The sequence below is a fragment of the Herbaspirillum sp. genome (genome assembly GCF_035644555.1).
Classification (GTDB): Bacteria; Pseudomonadota; Gammaproteobacteria; order Burkholderiales; family Burkholderiaceae_D; genus Herbaspirillum.
The window spans coordinates 14,332-34,119 of the sequence record NZ_DASQOH010000006.1; the positions used below are offsets into that span (position 1 = coordinate 14,332).

At 65.3% G+C, this 19,788-nt stretch carries 17 protein-coding genes; 12 read left to right on the forward strand and 5 right to left on the reverse strand.

Translation table 11 applies throughout. The features are described from left to right. The first annotated feature begins 73 nt into the window (after window positions 1-73). From VE092_RS01790 to ldcA, 9 genes are all read left to right on the forward strand, one after another. Entirely contained in the window at window positions 74-574 is a 501-nt protein-coding gene (locus VE092_RS01790; RefSeq protein WP_324873219.1) for a sigma-70 family RNA polymerase sigma factor, read from the forward strand. Then, window positions 568-1,605 carry a FecR domain-containing protein gene (locus tag VE092_RS01795; RefSeq protein WP_324873221.1) on the forward strand — a complete coding sequence of 346 codons (1,038 nt, stop codon included), beginning with the start codon at window positions 568-570 and terminating at the stop codon, window positions 1,603-1,605. Before VE092_RS01790 ends, VE092_RS01795 begins: the two co-directional genes overlap by 7 nt. 69 nt (window positions 1,606-1,674) lie before the next feature. Further along, entirely contained in the window at window positions 1,675-4,122 is a 2,448-nt protein-coding gene (locus VE092_RS01800; RefSeq protein WP_324873223.1) for a TonB-dependent receptor, read from the forward strand. Window positions 4,123-4,226: 104 nt separating this feature from the next. Beyond that, the gene (locus VE092_RS01805; protein ID WP_324873225.1) at window positions 4,227-5,354 is read left to right on the forward strand and encodes an efflux RND transporter periplasmic adaptor subunit; all 1,128 of its coding nucleotides are present in this window, start codon (window positions 4,227-4,229) and stop codon (window positions 5,352-5,354) included. Continuing rightward, window positions 5,354-7,315 carry a MacB family efflux pump subunit gene (locus VE092_RS01810; protein ID WP_324873227.1) on the forward strand — a complete coding sequence of 654 codons (1,962 nt, stop codon included), beginning with the start codon at window positions 5,354-5,356 and terminating at the stop codon, window positions 7,313-7,315. The genes VE092_RS01805 and VE092_RS01810 overlap by 1 nt, the downstream gene beginning before the upstream one ends. A 149-nt stretch (window positions 7,316-7,464) precedes the next feature. After that, the gene (queE, locus tag VE092_RS01815; RefSeq protein WP_324873489.1) at window positions 7,465-8,100 is read left to right on the forward strand and encodes a 7-carboxy-7-deazaguanine synthase; all 636 of its coding nucleotides are present in this window, start codon (window positions 7,465-7,467) and stop codon (window positions 8,098-8,100) included. Window positions 8,101-8,206: 106 nt separating this feature from the next. Further along, window positions 8,207-8,653, forward strand: coding sequence for a 6-carboxytetrahydropterin synthase QueD (gene queD, locus VE092_RS01820; RefSeq protein ID WP_006712655.1), 447 nt, complete (start codon window positions 8,207-8,209; stop codon window positions 8,651-8,653). Beyond that, window positions 8,653-9,231 (forward strand): tRNA adenosine(34) deaminase TadA, encoded by a 579-nt coding sequence (gene tadA, locus VE092_RS01825; protein WP_324873230.1) that lies wholly within the window; start codon window positions 8,653-8,655, stop codon window positions 9,229-9,231. The genes queD and tadA overlap by 1 nt, the downstream gene beginning before the upstream one ends. Beyond that, entirely contained in the window at window positions 9,228-10,235 is a 1,008-nt protein-coding gene (gene ldcA, locus VE092_RS01830; protein WP_324873232.1) for a muramoyltetrapeptide carboxypeptidase, read from the forward strand. Before tadA ends, ldcA begins: the two co-directional genes overlap by 4 nt. 31 nt (window positions 10,236-10,266) lie before the next feature. Here ldcA and VE092_RS01835 read toward each other — a convergent pair whose 3' ends face one another. Further along, entirely contained in the window at window positions 10,267-10,839 is a 573-nt protein-coding gene (locus VE092_RS01835; protein WP_324873234.1) for a DUF1439 domain-containing protein, read from the reverse strand. 242 nt (window positions 10,840-11,081) lie between these two features. Between VE092_RS01835 and VE092_RS01840 the strand changes: the two genes are divergently transcribed. From VE092_RS01840 to nadC, 3 genes are read left to right on the forward strand one after another with little or no spacing between them, the layout of a single operon-like run. Continuing rightward, the gene (locus VE092_RS01840; RefSeq protein ID WP_006712651.1) at window positions 11,082-12,680 is read left to right on the forward strand and encodes an ABC-F family ATPase; all 1,599 of its coding nucleotides are present in this window, start codon (window positions 11,082-11,084) and stop codon (window positions 12,678-12,680) included. Window positions 12,681-12,707: 27 nt separating this feature from the next. Beyond that, entirely contained in the window at window positions 12,708-13,847 is a 1,140-nt protein-coding gene (nadA, locus tag VE092_RS01845) for a quinolinate synthase NadA (RefSeq protein ID WP_324873236.1), read from the forward strand. Next, window positions 13,844-14,758, forward strand: coding sequence for a carboxylating nicotinate-nucleotide diphosphorylase (gene nadC, locus VE092_RS01850; RefSeq protein ID WP_324873238.1), 915 nt, complete (start codon window positions 13,844-13,846; stop codon window positions 14,756-14,758). Before nadA ends, nadC begins: the two co-directional genes overlap by 4 nt. A 117-nt stretch (window positions 14,759-14,875) precedes the next feature. Here nadC and nadB read toward each other — a convergent pair whose 3' ends face one another. The 4 genes from nadB to VE092_RS01870 all read right to left on the reverse strand — a co-directional run bounded on the left by nadB (window position 14,876) and on the right by VE092_RS01870 (window position 19,784). Beyond that, window positions 14,876-16,480 carry an L-aspartate oxidase gene (nadB, locus tag VE092_RS01855; RefSeq protein WP_324873241.1) on the reverse strand — a complete coding sequence of 535 codons (1,605 nt, stop codon included), beginning with the start codon at window positions 16,478-16,480 and terminating at the stop codon, window positions 14,876-14,878. 157 nt (window positions 16,481-16,637) lie between these two features. Next, the gene (gene purT / locus VE092_RS01860; RefSeq protein WP_006712647.1) at window positions 16,638-17,849 is read right to left on the reverse strand and encodes a formate-dependent phosphoribosylglycinamide formyltransferase; all 1,212 of its coding nucleotides are present in this window, start codon (window positions 17,847-17,849) and stop codon (window positions 16,638-16,640) included. Between the two features lie 272 nt (window positions 17,850-18,121). Continuing rightward, window positions 18,122-18,421, reverse strand: a complete 300-nt coding sequence (locus VE092_RS01865; RefSeq protein ID WP_324873244.1) for an AtuA-related protein — start codon at window positions 18,419-18,421, stop codon at window positions 18,122-18,124. A gap of 1 nt (window position 18,422) precedes the next feature. Further along, entirely contained in the window at window positions 18,423-19,784 is a 1,362-nt protein-coding gene (locus tag VE092_RS01870) for an acyclic terpene utilization AtuA family protein (protein WP_324873246.1), read from the reverse strand. Window positions 19,785-19,788: the final 4 nt, after the last annotated feature.

The window sequence follows — 19,788 nt, forward strand, 5'->3', positions numbered from 1 at the left end:
ATAATAATGATTCTCATTATTAAGAATTATGCTCATGGAAGCCCGGTTACTTGACAGGCAGGAAAGCGATGCATTGCAAAGGATGTACAGCGGCCATCACGGCTGGCTGCTGCAATGGCTGCAACGCAAGCTGGGTAATCGCGGTGACGCGGCCGATCTGGTGCAGGACACCTATATCCGGGTGGCCACGGGGCGCAGCATGCCGAACCCGGAGCAGGCGCGCCCCTATCTGGTCCAGATCGCCAAGCACCTGATGATCGACCTGCATCGCCGTCGCAAGCTGGAGGCGGCCTATCTGGAGGCCCTGGCAGCCTTGCCCGAAGCCCATGCGCCATCCCATGAAGACACCCTCATCGTGCTGCAGACCCTGGCTGCCATCGATGCCGCGCTGGCGGGGCTGCCGCTGAAGGTGCGGGAAACCTTCTTCATGTCGCAATTCGACGGCATGACGTATAGCGCTATCGCAGCGTCCTTGGGCATCGCCGTTGCCACTGTTCGCAAGCATATGCTTACGGCCACCCGGGCCTGCTTCCTCGCCATGCAGCAGTGCGGCGAACCGGTCTGCGCATGCTGAGCGTCGCGACTCCGCACCCGGACGCCGCGGATGGTGTCACCGGAGACGCTCTGGACCAGGCCTTGCAATGGTTCGTGATTCTGGCTTCCGGTGAAGTCACCCCCGCGCAACGACTGGCCTTCGCCGCCTGGCTGGGGGCCAACCCGGCCCATGCCCGGCAGTGGGAAGCGGTGAGCCGCTTCCAGGGCATGCTGCAGGGCATGCCGCCGCAGGCGGCCAGTCAGGCCTTGCGCAGCCGTGGCGCCGGAGGTTCCGTCCGGACGAGCCGGCGCCAGGTGCTGGCTTTGCTGCTGGTCGCCGGTGCCGGCGCACTGTGCTATGACCGTCGTCACGCCTATCTGGCGCTGACTGCCGATCAGCGCAGCGCCGTCGGCGAACGGCGCGAGTTGGCGCTGCCCGATGGCAGCAGACTGATGCTCGATAGCGATAGCGCGGTCGATATCCGCTTCGCCGATGGGCTGCGGCGGCTGGTGCTGCGACGCGGTGCCATCATGGTCGAGACCGCCCACCTGGCAGCCTGGGCGGAGCAGCCCTTTTATGTCGATACGGCCCAGGGGCGGGTGCAGGCTCTGGGGACGCGCTTCGTAGTGCGCCAGGAAGCGTCGCCCGGATGGCGCCAGGCCGGCCGCAGTCGGGTCGAGGTGATGGCGGGTGCAGTCCGCATCACCCCGGCGCGCAACGCCGTGGGGAGCGCGCTGGTCGGGCAGGGGCAACAGGCGGTTTTCGACGATGTCACCGTGGGCGCGGTTGCTGCGCTCGACCCGAATGCGCAGGCCTGGACCCAGGGCATGCTGATCGCCCGCGAGCGGCCCCTGGGCGATCTGCTGGCCGAGCTGGGGCGTTATCGGCCCGGCCTGTTGCAGGTCGATGATGCGGTGGCGCAGATTCCGGTCAATGGCGTCTTCCCGCTGGAAGATACTGATCGCGTGCTGGCAGCGCTGGAGCATGCCTTCCCGATCCGCATCCAGCGTCACACGCGCTACTGGACCCGGGTGGTCGCTGCCGCGCAGAAAAAATCCGGCCAGCCATAGCACTTTTGGATTCTCGTTCGTAAAGCAGATGAAGACCTTCACTTTTCATCGCTAACGAGGATAACAATAATGCGCCATCAGTCGCTTCGTTCTACCGCCACCACCCATCGCGCCCACGGTACCACCGCTGCAACCCGTCCGCTCAGGGCGCTGTCCACCAACGCCCATGTCCTGATGGCCGGCAGCCTGCTGCTGGCCGGTGCTGCGCTGGTCATGCCGGCCAGTGCGGCCACACCGGTGGCGGCCGAGCAGAGCCTCCCATTGTCCATTCCTGCCGGTCCGCTGGACCAGTCCCTCAACCGCCTGGCCGCCAGTGCGCGTCGCCTGCTGGTGGTCGATCCGGCATTGCTGCGCGGCAGGCAGGCACCCGCCGTGGAAGGCAATCTGCCGGTGAGTCGCGCGCTGGAACAGTTGCTGTCCGGAAGTGGCCTGGTGGCGGATCAACGCGAGGATGGCAGCATCCACGTACGCAAGTTGCCGGCGCAGTCCTCCAGCCTGCCGGCCCTGACCGTGGTGGCCACCAGCGCGGTCGATCCGGGGGCCGGCCTGCAGCGTCCGGCCAGCAGTGGCGCGCTGGGGTCGCGCTCGCTGCTGGAAACGCCGTTTTCCATCACCGTGGTGGACAAGGACGACATCCAGGAGCGCCAGGTCACGACCGTCGAGCAGGCCTTTCGCTACGATCCGTCGGTGACCTCGGCCAGCGGCGAATACGGGCGCGGGTCCTCGCTGCTGGTGCGCGGGCTGGGCATCGACGACACCAACGGTTTCAAGATGGATGGCCTGGCCCTGCCGGGCTGGGGCAACGACCTGTTGCCCATGGAAGTGTTCGAGCGGGTGGAGCTGCTCAAGGGGCTATCGGGCTTCATGTATGGCTTCGGCTCGCCGGGCGGGATCATGAACTACGTGCTCAAGCGACCCACCGACGAGAATCTGTTTGCCGTCGATGTCGGTTACAAGACCGGCTCGCTGTTCTCCAAGCACATCGACATTGGCGGTCGCGCCGGCGATGACCAGCGCCTGGGCTACCGGATCAACCTGGTGCAGGAGCAGGGCGGCACCTACTTCAAGGGCGGCTCGCTGGATCGTACCGTGGCCTCGCTGGCCACCGACCTCAGGCTGACCCAGGACCTCAAGCTCAGTTTCGATACCGTCTATGCCCGTCGCAAGTCCAACGGCAATGCCTTCTGGGGTATGGGCCTGGCCAGCGGCCTGGATATTCCGACCGCCATCGATCCGCGCACCCGCCAGCAACCTGAGGGCGCCTATTTTAGCAATGAAAACATCGTGGTGAGCACCGGCCTGGAATGGCAGCTCAACCCGGACTGGAAATCCAGCTTCAACTATCGCTACGCCCGTGAAGACGTGGATTACGTCTATGGCGACATCAGCATCAACGATGCGCTGGGTAATACCAGCACGCAGGTCTATGGGGGGCTCTACAGTTTCCAGTATCAGCAGCTGCAGGCCATGCTGGAGGGCAAGCTCAAGACCGGTGCGATCGGTCACCAACTGGTCTTCGGCGCAAGCCGCCAGCAATACGAGGTGCTGTCGGACCGAGCCTCCACCAGCACGGACGTGGGTAGCGGCAACATCTACCGTGATTCGCTGCTCAGCGTGGGCAGCATCAGCAACACCGGCCACTCCCAATACCGGGGTACGGAAATCGTGCAGAACGCCCTGTTCGCCAGCGATACCCTGAGCCTGGGCGAGCAGTGGTCGTTGATCGGCGGCCTGCGCTATACCCGCTTCGACCAACGCGGCTACAACCGGACCGGCGTACAGAATATCTCCTACCAACGCGCCCCGGTGACGCCCACGGTGGCGCTGATGTTCAAGCCCATGGCTGGTCTCACCACCTATGTCAGCTATGTCGAAGCGCTGGAGCGCGGTGGCACGGCGGGCGAGACCACGGCCAATGCCGGCGAGGTCATGCCGCCCCTGAAGAGCAAGCAGATCGAGGCCGGCGTGAAGCTCGAGCAGGCCAACTGGAGCGCCACGGCGGCGGTGTTCCGCATGCAGCGGGCGGCGGAGTATGTCAACGCGGCCAATACGCTGGTGCAGGACGGCGAGACGCGCTACCAGGGTCTGGACCTGTCTGGTCGCTATGCGCTCACCCCGGCGCTGAACCTGGAGGGCGGCCTCATGTGGCTGGACGCCAAGTACCAGAGCGATTCCGCCGACCTGGCCGGTAAGCAGGTCGTAGGCGCGCCGCGCATGCAGGCTACCGCCGGTGTGCGGTACCGCGTCGCCGGCGTGGCTGGCCTCAGCGTGAACGGCGGCCTGCGCCATGTAGGCCGCTCCAAGCTTGATACGGGCGCCCCCCAGCGTGAGCTGAGCGCCTACACCGTCATGGACGTCGGTGCCGTCTATCGCACCCGCCTCAGCGGCAAGGACGTCACCTTCAATGCCCAGGTGCAGAACCTGGCCGACCGCCGCTACTGGGTCTACAACGGCGACAGCTACATCTTCGCCGGTGCACCGCGCACCCTGAGCCTGAACGCGCGCGTGGAGTTCTGAGAGCAAGGCTTGCCGGATCGCGCCATTGGCCGGTCCGGCTTTTTTGCGGCGAGCAAGGAGATCGGGTGAGCAGGGGCAAGTCAAGACGTGGATGGGGCGCGGGCATGACGCTGGCAGCACTGGCAGCGATGCTGGGCGTGTTGGTCTGGTCGTGGGGGCAGGCGGGGCCGGAATACGATACGGTCGCGGTCACGCGCGGCGATGTGGAAGCCAGCGTGGTGGCGGTCGGCAAGCTGCAGCCACGGCGTTTCGTCGATGTCGGCGCGCAGGTGTCCGGGCAGATCCAGCACCTGCATGTGCAGCCCGGCGATACGGTCAAGAAGGGCCAGTTGCTGGTCGAGATCGATCCCAGCGTGCAAAAGGCGACCGTCGACGCCGGGCGCGCCGCCCTCAGCGGGCTGCGTGCGCAACTGGCCGAACAGCAGGCCCAGCACGCCTTGACACTGCGCCAGGCACTGCGTCAGCGGGCGCTGGACGCCGGTGGCGCCACCCGTACCGAGGACGTCGATATCGCCGAAGCCGCGCTGGCCCAGGCCGCCGCCCGCGTGGCTCACATCCAGGCCCAGATCACGCAGAACGCCGCCACGGTGCAGGCCGACGAAGTGCGGCTGGGCTATACCCGCATCTACGCGCCCATGGATGGCACGGTGGTCAACGTCGAGGCCCGCGAAGGCCAGACCCTCAATGCCACCTACCAGACGCCCGCCATCCTGCGCATTGCGGACCTTTCCGTGATGACGGTATGGACCGAGGTGTCCGAAGCCGAAGTGCGCAAGGTGCGGGCCGGCATGCCGGTCTATTTCTCTACCCTCGGCGGCGACCAGCGACGCTGGCAGGCGCAGGTGCGCCAGGTGCTGCCGGCGCCCAGCGGCGAGGGCAAGAGCCTGGACAGCGCACTGGCACCTTCCAGCAACAAGGTGGTGGTCTACATGGCCCTGTTCGACGTCGACAACCGCGATGGCGCCCTGATGCCGCAGATGACGGCGCAGGTCCATTTCGTCGTGGCGGCGGCACGCGACGTGCTGGTGGTGCCGTTGGCCGCCGTGCGCAAGGACAAGGAACGCCTGCTGGCGCGGATACAGTTACCCGATGGGGGTATCGAGGAGCGCGAACTGCGCGCGGGCGTGCGCAACCGGATCAGCATGGAAGTGCAGCAGGGCGTGCAGGAAGGTGAACAGATCGTCATTGCAGAGAAACCGGGCCGACGCGGTCTGCCGAGGTTCCAGTTGTGATGGCGGCCGCGACCGCCGCTGCCCTGATTGAACTGCGCGGCCTGCGCAAGGACTTTGGCGGCCAGGACGGCAGCCCTGCGGTACAGGTGCTGCGCGGGGTGGACTTGCAGATACGGCAGGGTGAATTCGTCGCCATCGTGGGTGCTTCCGGCTCGGGAAAGTCCACCCTGATGAACATCCTCGGTTGCCTGGACCGTCCCAGCGCTGGCCAGTATCTGTTCAATGGCAGCGACGTCGCCGCCTTCGATGCCGACCGCCTGGCCTGGCTGCGGCGCGAGGCCTTCGGCTTCGTCTTCCAGGGCTATCACCTCATTCCCACCGAATCCGCCTGCGAAAACGTCGAACTACCGGCCATCTACGCCGGCCTGCCCGAACCGCAGCGACGGCAACGGGCGGCGGCGCTATTGGCGCGGCTGGGGCTGGCGCAGCGCCTGGACAACCGGCCGCACCAGCTCTCCGGCGGCCAGCAGCAGCGGGTGTCGATCGCCCGCGCCCTCATGAACGGCGGCCGCATCATCCTGGCCGATGAACCCACCGGGGCGCTGGACAGCCAGAGCGGCGCCGAGGTGATGCAGTTGTTCCATGAACTGGCCGATGCCGGCCACACCATCATCCTCATCACCCATGATCGTGAGGTGGCTGCCCAGGCCAGGCGTGTCATCGAGGTGCGCGACGGCACCATCATCGGTGACAGTGGCGTGGCCCCGGATGCACCTGCACAGGCCATGCCCGATCTCCGCGAGGCCGCCGCCAGCCAGCCATCGGCGCGCCGCTGGCGGGACGAATTGCGCGAGGCGGCGCGGGCTGCCTGGCGGGTGATGTGGGTCAACCGCTTTCGCACCGCGCTCACCTTGCTGGGTATCGTCATCGGCGTGGCCTCGGTGATCGTGATGATGGCCATCGGCCTGGGCACGCGCCAGCAGGTGGTGGCGCAACTGGGACGCTTCGGCTCCAACCTGATGTACATGGCCGCCATCGGCGAGAGTTCGCGCATCCCGGGGCGCAGCATCACCCTGCAAGACCTGGAGGCGGTGGCCGACCTGCCCAACATCACCCATGTCCTGCCCAATGTGACGGGCAACAAGGTGGTGCGCCATGGCAATCAGGATATCCAGACCTATGTCCGCGGCACCGGCGCCGGCCTGCCCGAGATCCAGACCTGGCCGCTGGCGCGGGGCGCCTTCTTCACCGCCGAGGACGAACGCGAACTGGCCTCGGTGGCGGTGCTGGGCCACCGGCTGGCGCGCGAGCTGATGCCGGAGGTACCGGACCCGGTGGGGCAGATGGTGTTGATCGGCAATTCGCCGTTCCAGGTGATCGGCGTGATGAGCGAGAAGGGCGCCCTCAGCGGGGACCGCGACGAAGACAACCTGTTGCTCATGCCCTTTTCCACGGCCGGGGCCAAGGTCTTCGGCCAGCGCGAGCCGACCTATACGGTCATGGCGGTGGCCGACGTCGGTCGCATCCAGGACACCCAGCAGCAACTGGAAGCCTTGCTGCTGGAGCGGCATGGCATCCGCGACTTCAGCATCGGCAATGCCGCCGCCTCCATCGCCGCCGAAGCCAGCACGCGCGACACCATGACGATGATGCTGTCGCTGGTGGCGGCGGTCTCGTTGCTGGTGGGCGGTATCGGTGTGATGAACGTGATGCTGATGACGGTGCGCGAGCGCACCCGTGAAATCGGCATCCGCCTGGCGACTGGTGCCCGGCAGCGTGACATCCTGCGCCAGTTCCTCACCGAGGCGGTACTGGTGACGCTGGTGGGCGGCGCTGCCGGCGTGGGCCTGGGCGTGTCGGTGGGGCTGGCGCTGATGTTGGCCGGGGTGCCGCTGATCTTTTCGCTGACGGCCATGCTGGCGGCCTTCGGCTGCGCCGTGCTGACCGGGCTGCTGTTCGGCTACATGCCGGCGCGGCGGGCGGCGAGGCTGGATCCGGTGGTGGCGCTGAGCACGGCCTGAGCCGCTTGCGGGGCGGCAAACGCGTCCGGGCCGGTGGGGAGCGGCTATAATGAGGGCCTCCGTTAAAAATGTCGCTCCAACCAGGCGTCAGCATGGCAGCCGGCCCCGGCCAGCCTGCCCAGTTTCTGCGGCCCGCCCGCTCCGATATCGTGACCTACAGCATCAAAGAAATCTTCTATACCTTGCAAGGCGAGGGCGCGCACGCCGGTCGTCCGGCCGTCTTTTGCCGTTTTTCCGGCTGCAACCTGTGGACCGGGCGCGAGGAAGACCGCAGCCGTGCCATCTGCCAGTTCTGCGACACCGACTTCGTCGGCACCGATGGCGAGAATGGCGGCAAGTTCAAGAGTCCTGGCGAACTGGCGGCGATGATCGACAGCCTCTGGCCGGCCAGCTATGCGCCCAGCAAGTACGTGGTCTTTACCGGTGGTGAACCGCTGCTGCAGCTGGATGCCGCCCTGATCGGGGCGATGCATGCGGTGGGCTTCGAAATCGCCATCGAGACCAACGGCACCATTGCCGTGCCGGACGGGGTGGACTGGATCTGCGTCAGCCCCAAGATGGGGGCCGAGCTGAAGGTGCTGCGCGGCAGCGAGCTGAAGGTGGTGGTGCCGCAGGCCGGCCAGCCGCTGGCGGAATATGAGAAGCTGGATTTCCAGCACTTCCTGCTGCAGCCCATGGATGGCCCGCAGGCGGCCGCCAATACCCGCATGGCCATCGACATGGTCAAGCACAATCCCAAGTGGAAGCTGAGCATCCAGACCCACAAGCTGCTCAATATTCCCTGAGCGATTTTTGCTTTTTTCTTCATGCGGCCCTGCGCCGCGTGATTACAATGACCTCATCCCGGCCCGCTGCGCGCAAGCTGCAGCAGGCTTCCTTGAAGAAACATTCATGCTGACCATTACCCGCAAACTCGAATTCGACGCCGGCCACCGTATTCCGGACCACAAGAGCCAGTGCCGCAACCTGCATGGCCACCGCTATACGCTGGAAATCACCCTGACCGGCGCGGTCATCGATATCGAGGGCAATTCCGACAACGGCATGATCATGGACTTCTCCGACATCAAGTCCCTGGCCAAGGAACACCTGGTGGACGTCTGGGACCACGCCTTCCTGGTCTATGACAAGGACGCGCCGGTGCGCGACTTCCTGGCCAGCCTGCCGGGCCACAAGACGGTGGTCATCGGCAGCATCCCCACCGTGGAAAACCTGGCCCGTGAAGCCTTCGCCATCCTCAAGGCGGCCTACAAGGACCGTTATGGCACCGGCCTGCATCTGCAAAAGCTGGTGCTGCACGAAACGCCCAATTGCTGGGCCGAGATCACGGCCGACTGATGGACGCTTCGCTTCCGCTCGAGGCGGCGACGCCATCGACAGCACCGACGCCATCGGCGGCAACCGAAGCCGACCTGCGCCACATGCGTGCCGCGCTCGACCAGGCCAACAACGCCTGGGCGCTGGGCGAGGTGCCGGTGGGCGCGGTGGTGGTCAAGGATGGGGTGGTCATCGCGACCGGCTTCAACCAGCCCATCGGCAAGCATGACCCGACCGCGCATGCCGAGATCATGGCCCTGCGCCGCGCCGCCGAAAAACTGGGCAACTACCGGCTGCCCGGCTGTGAGCTGTACGTGACGCTGGAGCCCTGTGTCATGTGCTCCGGCGCCATAATGCATGCGCGCCTGGCGCGGGTGGTGTATGGTGCGGCCGATCCCAAGACCGGGGCCTGCGGTTCGGTGGTGAACCTGTTCGAGCAGGAAAAACTGAACCATCACACCGAGCTGCTGGGTGGCGTGATGGCCGAGGAATGCGGGCAGTTATTGAAAGAATTCTTCGCCATGCGGCGTGAACAGGTGAAGCAACAACGCCTGCAGTCGACGTCCGCTGAAGGTGAACAACAAGGTGGAGCAGCATGACAGCAGGTCGCGAACTTCTCGACGGACTGGTGCCGGCTGGCACCGGCGTGGCCATCGTTGCCCCCTGCGGTCATGCCGGGCTGGACCCGGAGGGCGTGCAGCGTGGCGTGGCCCTGCTGGAGTCGCTGGGCTGCCGGGTGCGCAACTTCTATGACCATGCGCAGCGCTACCAGCGCTTTGGCGCCAGCGACGAACAGCGCGCCGCGCAGTTGATGGAGGCCGCCGCCGATCCGGAGATTGACGTGATCCTGGGGCTGCGCGGTTCCTACGGTATGAGCCGCATCCTGCCGGCGCTGGATATCCCGGCCCTGGCCGCCAGCGGCAAGCTGCTGGTGGGTTACAGCGATTTCACGGCGCTGCAGTGTGTCCTATTGGACCAGTGCGGTCACGCCGGCTTCCAGGGCCCGATGCTCAATGGCGACTTCGGCGCCCTGGCCCCCAACTGGCAGGCGCTGGCGACCTTCTGGCGCACCCTGACTTCGCCGCAGGTGGTGGTGCGCAACTACCAGGGTGAGAGCGATCCCGAGCGTCCCGCCATTGGCGACCGCCGTACCGATCCACTCAGCCCGGAAGTGCGCTGCGAGGGCCGTTTGTGGGGCGGTAATCTGGCGATGATGGCGCACATGGTAGGTCATCCGCGCTTCCCCAGGATGGACGGCGGCATTCTGTTTCTGGAAGACGTGAATGAACATCCCTTCCGCGTCGAGCGGATGATCCTGCAGCTGGAGCAGGCCGGCGTACTGGCGCGCCAGCAGGCCATCGTGCTGGGCGATTTTTCGGGTTACCGGCTGGCCGAGATCGACAACGGCTACGATTTCACGGCGATGCTGGCCTTCCTGCGCCAGCGCATCGCCACCCCGATCGTCACCGGGCTGCCCTTCGGTCATGTGCGCGACCTGGTCACGCTGCCGCTGGGTGCCCATGCGGTGCTGGACGCGCAGGGCGCGCAAGGCTTCACGCTGACCCTGTCGGACTACCCGTTCTTGCCTCTGCGCCGGGCCTGAGGCCGAGGGGGAGCAGGCGCGGGCAGGGTGCTTATTGCTCCTTGACCTCGACCTTCACCGCATCCTTTTCGACGGTGATCTTGCCGGGTTCGAAGCGTTTGCCATTCATCTGCAACTGTTCTGGCGTGAAGGTATAGAGCGCGTAATCGCGCAGGAACTGGTCGGCAGCGGCGTTACCCAGCGCGGTCAGCTGCTGCGCATACTGCGGCGGCAGGTCGGTGCTGTCGACCTTGTCCACCTTGGGCGCGTCCAGGCGCAGCGAGCGGGTGGCCGGGTCGTACTTGAAGGCGCTGCTCAGCGTCAGTACCGCATTGACCGGGCGCTGCAGCAGCAGCGGGTTGGCAATCTGCGCATCGACCACGGTGTTCATGCGGTTTTCGTCCGGCAACATGCCCAGCCGCGGATTGCTCAGGGTGACGTCGAAGATGTCCATGTAGCGCAGCTTGCGCGGGAATTGCGGCGCGATGGCACTTTGCAGTTGCTGACGGGACACGGTGTATTCGTTGGTCCAGATGTTGTAGCCGGTCTCGGCGGCCAGGGCATGGCCCATGGCCAGGGTGGAGAGCATCAGGGTGGCCGCAAGGGCCGGGGTGGCTTGCTTCATGCTTGCAGTTTCCAGAGTGACAAAGTGGGTAGAGCCTCATCCTGGGGCTAAAAATCCCGCGCAATTGTAAGTCCAGACAGTCAAAGCGGGTTTGGGAATGGCTGTTTGACAAGTTTCGCGCACTCGCCAGCGGCCGCAGGCAAGCCTTGGCGGGCGCGCAGTGGTAAAATCGCACGTTTCGCGTGCCACGGCTTTGGTCTGGACTGGCGCACGCAAGTTACATTTTTGAAAAGGTTTTCGCAGTGCTATCCACCGCAAACATCACCATGCAGTTCGGCGCCAAGCCGTTGTTCGAGAATATTTCCGTCAAGTTCGGCGATGGCAATCGCTATGGCCTGATCGGCGCCAATGGCTGCGGCAAGTCCACCTTCATGAAGATCCTGGGTGGCGATCTGGAACCCTCGGGCGGCAACGTCAGCCTGGACGTCAACGAACGCCTGGGCAAACTGCGCCAGGACCAGTTCGCCTACGAAGAGATGCGCGTGCTGGACGTGGTCATGATGGGCCACGTCGAGATGTGGGATGCCATGTCCGAGCGCGACGCCATCTATGCCAACCCGGATGCCACCGACGACGACTACATGAAGGCGGCCGACCTGGAAGCCCGCTTTGCCGAATTCGACGGCTATACCGCCGAAGCGCGTGCCGGCGAACTGCTGCTGGGCGTGGGCGTGCCCATCGAACAGCACAACGGTCCCATGAGCAACGTCGCCCCCGGCTGGAAGCTGCGCGTGCTGCTGGCGCAGGCCCTGTTCTCCAACCCCGACATCCTGCTGCTGGACGAACCGACCAACAACCTGGACATCAACACCATCCGCTGGCTGGAAGACGTGCTCAACGAGCGCAATTCCACCATGATCATCATTTCCCACGATCGCCACTTCCTGAACCAGGTCTGCACCCACATGGCCGACATGGACTATGGCACCCTGAAGATCTACCCGGGCAACTATGACGAGTACATGCTGGCATCCTCCCAGGCACGCGCCCAGCAACTGGCCGTCAATGCCAAGGCCAAGGAAAAGGTCGCAGAACTGCAGGACTTCGTGCGCCGCTTCTCGGCCAACAAGTCCAAGGCCCGCCAGGCGACTTCGCGTGCCAAGCAGATCGACAAGATCAAGGTCGAGGACATCAAGCCGTCTTCCCGCGTGAACCCCTTCGTGCGCTTCGAGGGCGAGAAGAAGCTGCACCGCCTGGCCGTGGAAACCCAGGGCATCACCAAGACCTACGACCGCGACATCTTCAAGAACTTCAGCATCATGGTCGAAGCCGGCGAAAAGATCGCCATCATCGGCGCCAACGGCGCCGGTAAGACTACGCTGTTGCGCAGCATCGGTGGCGACGTCACCGGCCTGCACCCGGATTCCGGCCAGGTGAAGTGGGCCGAGAATGCCAACGTGGGCTACATGCCGCAGGACCCGACCGAGGAATTCGCTGCCGGCGAGACCCTCACCGACTGGATGGGCAAGTGGACTCAGGAGGGCGACGACGACCAGGCCGTGCGCGGCATCCTGGGTCGTCTGCTGTTCTCCGGCGACGACGTCAAGAAGTCCGTGAAGGTGCTCTCCGGTGGTGAAAAGGGCCGCATGATGTATGGCAAGCTGATGCTGGGCCGCCATAACGTGTTGCTGATGGACGAACCGACCAACCACATGGACATGGAGTCCATCGAGTCGCTCAACATCGCGCTGGAGAAGTATGCGGGCACGCTGATCTTCGTCTCGCATGACCGTGAGTTCGTGTCGTCGCTGGCCACCCGCATCCTCGAAGTGAAGGACGGCCAGGTGATCGACTTCCGTGGCAACTACGAAGACTACCTGGCCAGCCAGGGCATCGAATAACCCTCAATCGCAGCATTGTTGACCGCCATGCAAGCAACAGCAACCAAGGTCGTCGAGTTCGAGCGACCGCAAATGGAGACCGGCGGCAGTTGTACCGCCAATGCGTGGGCCAAGGTACCGGCCACGCCCAGCCCCGAGGAACGCGCGCAGCTCAAGGCGCGCATCCGCCAACTGCTCAAGGAAAAGCAGGCGGTGCTGGTGGCGCACTACTACGTCGATGGAGACCTGCAGGACCTGGCCGAGGAAACCGGCGGCTGCGTCTCCGATTCGCTGGAAATGGCGCGTTTCGGCCGTGACCACGCGGCCCAGACCCTGGTGGTGGCCGGCGTGCGCTTCATGGGCGAGACCGCCAAGATCCTGAGCCCGGAAAAGCGCATCCTCATGCCCGACCTGGAGGCGACCTGTTCGCTGGACCTGGGTTGCCCGGCCGAGGAATTTGCCGCCTTCTGCGACCAGCACCCGGACCGTACCGTGGTGGTCTATGCCAATACCAGCGCGGCTGTGAAGGCCAGGGCCGACTGGATGGTGACCTCCGGCATCGGCCTGGAAATCGTCCAGCACCTGCATGCCCAGGGCAAGAAGATCCTGTGGGCGCCCGACAAGCACCTGGGCAGCTACATCCAGAAGCAGACCGGCGCCGACATGCTGCTGTGGCAGGGTTCCTGCCTGGTGCACGACGAATTCAAGGGCGTGGAACTTGAGCTGATGCGCGCCGAACATCCCGATGCGCTGGTGCTGGTGCACCCCGAGTCGCCCGAGGCCGTGGTGGCCCAGGCCGACGTGATCGGTTCGACCTCGCAACTGATCGCCGCCGTGCAAGCGTCTGACGCCCCGGCCTTCATCGTCGCCACCGACAACGGCATCCTGCACAAGATGCGCGCCGCCGCCCCCGGCAAGCGTTTCATCGATGCCCCCACGGCCGGCAACAGCGCTACCTGCAAGAGTTGCGCCCATTGCCCGTGGATGGCCATGAACGGTTTGCAGAATCTGCTGCACGTGCTGGAAACCGGCGCCAACGAAATCCATGTCGATCCCGCCGTAGGCCAGCAGGCCGTGGTCTGCATCGATCGCATGCTGGACTTCGCCGCCCAGCGCAAGGCCAAGGTCCGCCCGTCCGCGCGCCTTGAAGATGAACAGCAACTGTTTGCAGGAATCGGCCCCGCATGACTCTCCACGCCCTCAAATCCGCGTCCTCGGCCTCCACCGTCGCCGCCAGCAATCTGCGCAATCCCTTCGCACCCTTCGATCCGGCACTGCATGCGGCCTTCGATGCCAACGTCAACCAGGCTATTGCCGAAGACGTCGGTGACTGCGACTACACTGGCCTGCTGGTGCCGGAGAGCGAGTTCGTCAAGGCCCGCGTGATCGTGCGCGAAGCCGCCGTGCTGTGCGGTGCGCCCTGGTTCGAAGCCGTCATGACCCGCCTCGACCCGCGGCTGCAGGTCAGCTGGCGCTACGCCGAAGGGGAGATGATGACGGCCGACAGCGAGGTCTGCACCATCGAAGGCCCGGCCCGTGCCTTGCTGACCGCCGAGCGCGGTGCGCTGAACTTCCTGCAGCTGCTTTCGGGCGTTGCCAGCGCTACCCGGCGTTACGTAGAGGTGGTGCAGGGTACGCCTGCGTCCATCCTGGATACCCGCAAGACCCTGCCGGGCCTGCGCCTGGCGCAGAAGTACGCGGTGCGCGTCGGTGGCGGCGCCAACCAGCGCCTGGCTCTGTACGACGGCATCCTGATCAAGGAAAACCATATTGCTGCTGCCGGTGGCATCACGGCCGCTGTGGCGGCTGCCATCAAGCTCAATGCCGGTGTCACCATCCAGGTTGAGGTGGAGAACCTGCAGGAGCTGGAAGAAGCGCTGCAGGCCGGCGCGCAATCCATCCTGCTGGACAATTTTTCGCTTGAGCTGATGCGCGAGGCCGTGGTCATCAATGCCGGCCGCGCCTTGCTGGAGGCTTCCGGCGGCATCAACATGCAGACCGTGCGCGCCATTGCGGAGACCGGCGTGGACCGCATTTCCATTGGCAGCCTGACCAAGGATATCCAGGCCACCGACTTTTCCCTGCGCGTGGTCGGCTGACGCTGTCCGTACGCTGGAACGACAAGGCCCGCCGGAGAAATCCGGCGGGCCTTGTCGCTTGATCTCCCTACCTCTTTGTCACGTTGGCAAGCCGGTGCGGGGCAGGGAGCTGACGCATCATTGCCGCCCGGGCAGGATGGTCGGCGTGGCGCGGGGCAGCGTGCGCGGATAGTCCTGGCTGAAGTGCAGGCCCCGGCTTTCCTTGCGCATCAGTGCGCTGGAGACGATCAGCTGCGCCACGTCCACCAGGTTGCGCAGTTCCAGCAGATCGCGCGAGACGCGGAAGTTGGCGTAATACTCGTCGATCTCTTCCTTGAGCAGGCGGATGCGATGCTGGGCGCGCTCCAGGCGCTTGTCGGTACGTACGATGCTCACGTAGTTCCACATGAAGCGACGCAGTTCGTCCCAGTTGTGGGCGATCACCACCTCCTCGTCGGCATCGGTGACACGGCTTTCATCCCAGGCCGGCAGGTCGGCCACGCGCCAGGTGCCAGCAGCCAGTTCGCGCTCGATATCGGCAGCCGCGGCGCGTCCCAGCACCACGCACTCCAGCAGCGAATTGCTGGCCAGCCGGTTGGCGCCGTGCAGACCCGTATACGCGGTCTCGCCCACGGCGTACAGCCCGGGCAGGTCGGTGCGACCGGCCATGTCGGTCACCACGCCGCCGCAGGTGTAGTGGGCGGCTGGCACCACCGGGATAGGCTGGCGCGTGATGTCGATGCCGAACTCCAGGCAGCGCGCCTGGATGGTCGGGAAGTGCTCGGCGATGAAGGCCGGGCTCTGGTGGCTGATGTCCAGGTCCACATGGTCCAGGCCGCGTTTCTTCATCTCGAAGTCGATGGCGCGGGCCACGATGTCGCGCGGCGCCAGCTCGGCCCGGGCATCGTGCTCGGGCATGAAGCGCTGGCCGGCGGCCGTACCGGCCGAGGCCGGCAGCTTGAGCAGGGCGCCTTCGCCGCGCAGCGCCTCGCTGATGAGGAAGGACTTGGCATAGGGGTGATACAGGCAGGTCGGATGGAACTGGATGAATTCCATGTTGGCCACCCGGCAGCCGGCGCGCCAGGCCATGGCAATGCCGTCACCGGTGGCCGAATCCGGGTTGGAGGTGTACAGGTAGACCTTGCCCGCACCGCCGGTGGCCAGCACGGTGCGGCCGGCGGCGATGGCCAGCACCCGGCCGCTCTGGCTGTCTTGCACATGCACGCCCAGGCAGCGCGGCTCGGCCCCGCGATCGCGCCTGCCGGCGTGGATCAGGTCGATGGCGCAGTGGTGTTCCAGCAGGGTGATGTTGGGGTGGGCGCGCACGCGCTGTTCCAGCGTCACCTGCACCGCATGCCCGGTGGCATCGGCGGCGTGGATGATGCGGCGCTGGCTGTGGCCGCCTTCGCGGGTCAGGTGGTAGCCCAGCTCGGCGCTGTCGTCGCGGGTGAAGGGTACGCCCTGGGCGATCAGCCATTCGATGGCCTGGCGACCTTGTTCGACGATGGCGCGGGTGGCGCCTTCGTCACACAGGCCGGCACCGGCCACCAGCGTGTCCTCGATGTGCTGGGCGTGGCTGTCGCCCGAATCCAGCACGGCGGCGATGCCGCCTTGCGCCCAGTTGCTGGCGCCGTCCAGCAGTTCGCCCTTGGAGACGACCACGACCTGATACTTTTCGGCAAGATGGAGAGCTACGGAGAGACCGGCCAGACCGCTGCCGATGATGGCGACATCGCACTTCATGATCGTGAGCAAAGCTGCTGTTGTGGAGGGAGCCGACGATTATAACCAGAGCCGACGGGAATATTGTTTATATCGTTTCCCCACCGCGTTGCCGGCCCCAAAAGCAAAACGGGCTCCGATGCATCTCGGAGCCCGTCGGCCAGATCGTTTGCGACGCTTATTCCGGGATCACCGGCTTGACCTTGGCCGCGGCCTGCTTGGCGCGGATGCGGGCGGTTTCCACATTGTCGGCGGCGGCCAGGGCCACGCCCATGCGGCGACGGGCGAAGGACTCGGGCTTGCCGAACAGGCGGATATCGGCGCCGGGGATGCGCAATGCCTCGGCCACGCCGTCGAAGGCGATGCCACGGGCTTCATGTTGACCGTAGATCACGGCCGACGCACCCGGGGTACGCAGCGCGGTATTGACCGGCAGGCCGAGGATGGCCTTGGCATGCAGTTCGAACTCGCTCTGCACCTGGCTGACCATGGTGACCATGCCGGTGTCGTGCGGACGCGGGCTGACTTCGGAGAACCAGACCATGTCGCCCTTGACGAACAGTTCCACCCCGAACAGACCCAGGCCGCCGAGGTTCTCGGTGACCTTGCGGGCGATGTCGCGGGCCTTCTCCAGCGCGGCGCCGGGCATCGGGTGCGGCTGCCAGGATTCGACATAGTCGCCCTTGACCTGCACGTGACCGATGGGGTCGCAGAAGCTGGTGATGGTCTCGCCGTTTTCGTTGAGCGAGCGCACCGTCAGGAGGGTGATCTCGTAGTCGAAGTCGATGAAGCCTTCCACGATCACGCGACCGGAGTCCACGCGGCCGCCGGCGGCCGCGTAGTTCCAGGCGGCTTCGATCTCGTCGGCGCTGTCGATCTTGGACTGGCCCTTGCCGGAGGAGGACATGACCGGCTTGATCACGCACGGATAGCCGATCTGGTCGATGGCGGCCTTGAGCTCGTCGAGGCTGTCGGCGAAGCGATAGGGCGAGGTCGCCAGGCTCAGTGTTTCACCGGCCAGACGGCGGATGCCTTCACGGTTCATGGTCAGCCAGGCGGCGCGGGCGGTCGGGATGACGCGGGCGCGGCCGGCTTCTTCCAGCTTGACCAGGGTTTCGGTGGCGATGGCCTCGATCTCGGGCACGATCAGGTCCGGTTGCTCCTGCTCGATCAATGCGGCCAGGGCGGCGCCGTCGGTCATGTTGATCACGTGGGCGCGATGCGCGACCTGGTGACCGGGGGCGTTTTCATAACGGTCAACGGCGATCACTTCCACGCCCAGGCGTTGCAGGGCAATGATGACTTCCTTGCCCAGTTCGCCGGAGCCCAGCAGCATGACCTTGGTGGCGGAAGGAGAAAGCGGCGTGCCGAGTCGAGTTGGTTTTTTCATAATGGGGGGAGAGTATCAGCAGGGAGCTGATGCAGTGCGAGAATGAATCACGGGCGGACGATACCAAATCTTGCCGGCTTTGGACAGTCGCAATGTACGCTGTTTCGGGCGAAGTAATCGGTGAAAACTTGCCTATTTTTCCCTGGGGTAATTTATGACCGACAAAGGTTCTCCGCATCGCTCCAACGTCGCTCTAATGTCACCTAACTGCAGCCAAAACAGCGCTCTTTCTTTCTTCTCGTGTTACGAGAATTTTCAGATGATTCTCGATGCTACAGTTCCATCCCCAGCATCACCCCCGACAACGCCTTCCCATGCGCATCCAGCGCCAATGAGCGCGTCACGCCGCCGCCCAGTGCGCGCTGCATCACGAAGTTGAGCGTCCCCAGCTGCGGCAAGGCGTAGCGCACCACTTCTCCCTGCACGACCCCCGCAAAATGCGTTCGCACCCGCTCGGCGGTCAGTTCTCGTTCCAGCAGGGCGTAGTCTTCGATGCGGTAGGCAATCACCGAGATATTGGAAATGTCGCCCTTGTCCCCGGCGCGCGAATGGGCGATGTCTCTGAGTTGCATGTCAGACCTCCTCGATATGAACGGATGGGTGCACCAGGCTGCGCGGCAGCAGCAGCGATAGCACGGCAATGACCTCGCGGGCGGCCTTGGTCGCGCCACCGCCACCAGCCGGGCCATTGGTGTAGAGGGTCTCGACCTCGTTGCCGATGCGTACCGCTTCCTTCAGGCTGGCCGTGCGCCCGGCCACGCGCAGGCGCACTTCCTGTGGCTCTGGCGCATGGGCCGCCGACGCCATCTGCGCGCTGCTGATGGCATTCACGCCGATCAGGTCCAGGCGCAGCTCGTCGGTCTGCACGCCGGTCAGCGCCAGGCGCTCGCGCACGATATCGGCGGCCAGTTGGGCGCGGGCTTGCGCCCCTGGTCCGGCATAGGAAATCTGGCCCTCGCCGATGAAGCTGTCGCGGTAGCCCAGCGTGGTCTTCAGGGTTTCCGGGCGCGCACGGCCACGGCCACCGGTCACCGCGACGCGGTCAGGGCCGATTTCGGTGATCTGCACCTGCGAGAAATCGGCGATCACATCCGGCGTGTAGTAGGCGACGGGATCATGGATTTCATAGAGCAGTTGTTCCTTGCAGGTCTGCGCCGTCACCTGGCCGCCGGAGCCGGCGACCTTGGTGATGATGGCACTGCCGTCGGCGCTGATCTCGCCGATGGGGAAGCCCAATCGCGCCAGCCCGGCCACATCCTTCTTGCCAGGATCGGCAAAGTAGCCACCGGTGATCTGGCCCGCGCATTCCAGCAGATGGCCGACCACGGTGCCCTGGCCCAGCTTGTCCCAGTCGTCGGCGGCCCAGCCGAATTCGTGCACCAGTGGCGCCAGCACCAGCGCCGGATCGGCCACCCGGCCGGTGACGATCACGTCGGCACCGGCTTGCAGGGCTTCCAGGATAGGGGCTACGCCCAGATAGGCATTGGCCGAGATGAGGCGCTCCCCCAGGGATGCCACCGGCTGGCCATTGTCCTCGATGCGGAAGTCGCCGGCCTGCACTGCCTCCAGCACGTCGTCGCCGATGACGGCGGCGACCTTCAGCTGCGTCAGGCCCAGTTCGCGGGCGATCTCGCGGATGCGTCGGGCTGCGGCCTGCGGATTGGCCGCGCCCATGTTGGTGATGATGCGCACGCCCTGGTCGGCGCAGGTCTTGAGCACGGCGTACATGCGCTCGGCCAGCAGCGGATCGTAGCCCTTGGTCGGATCGGCCAGCCGCGCCTGCTGGCCGATGGCGATGGTGCGCTCGGCCAGGCATTCGAAGATCAGGTAGTCCAGCTGTCCCTGTTCGGCCAGCTCGGCCGCCGGTTCGATACGGTCGCCCGAGTAGCCGGCACCTGCGCCGATGCGCACGACGCGTTGCGGATCATGGGTCATGCAA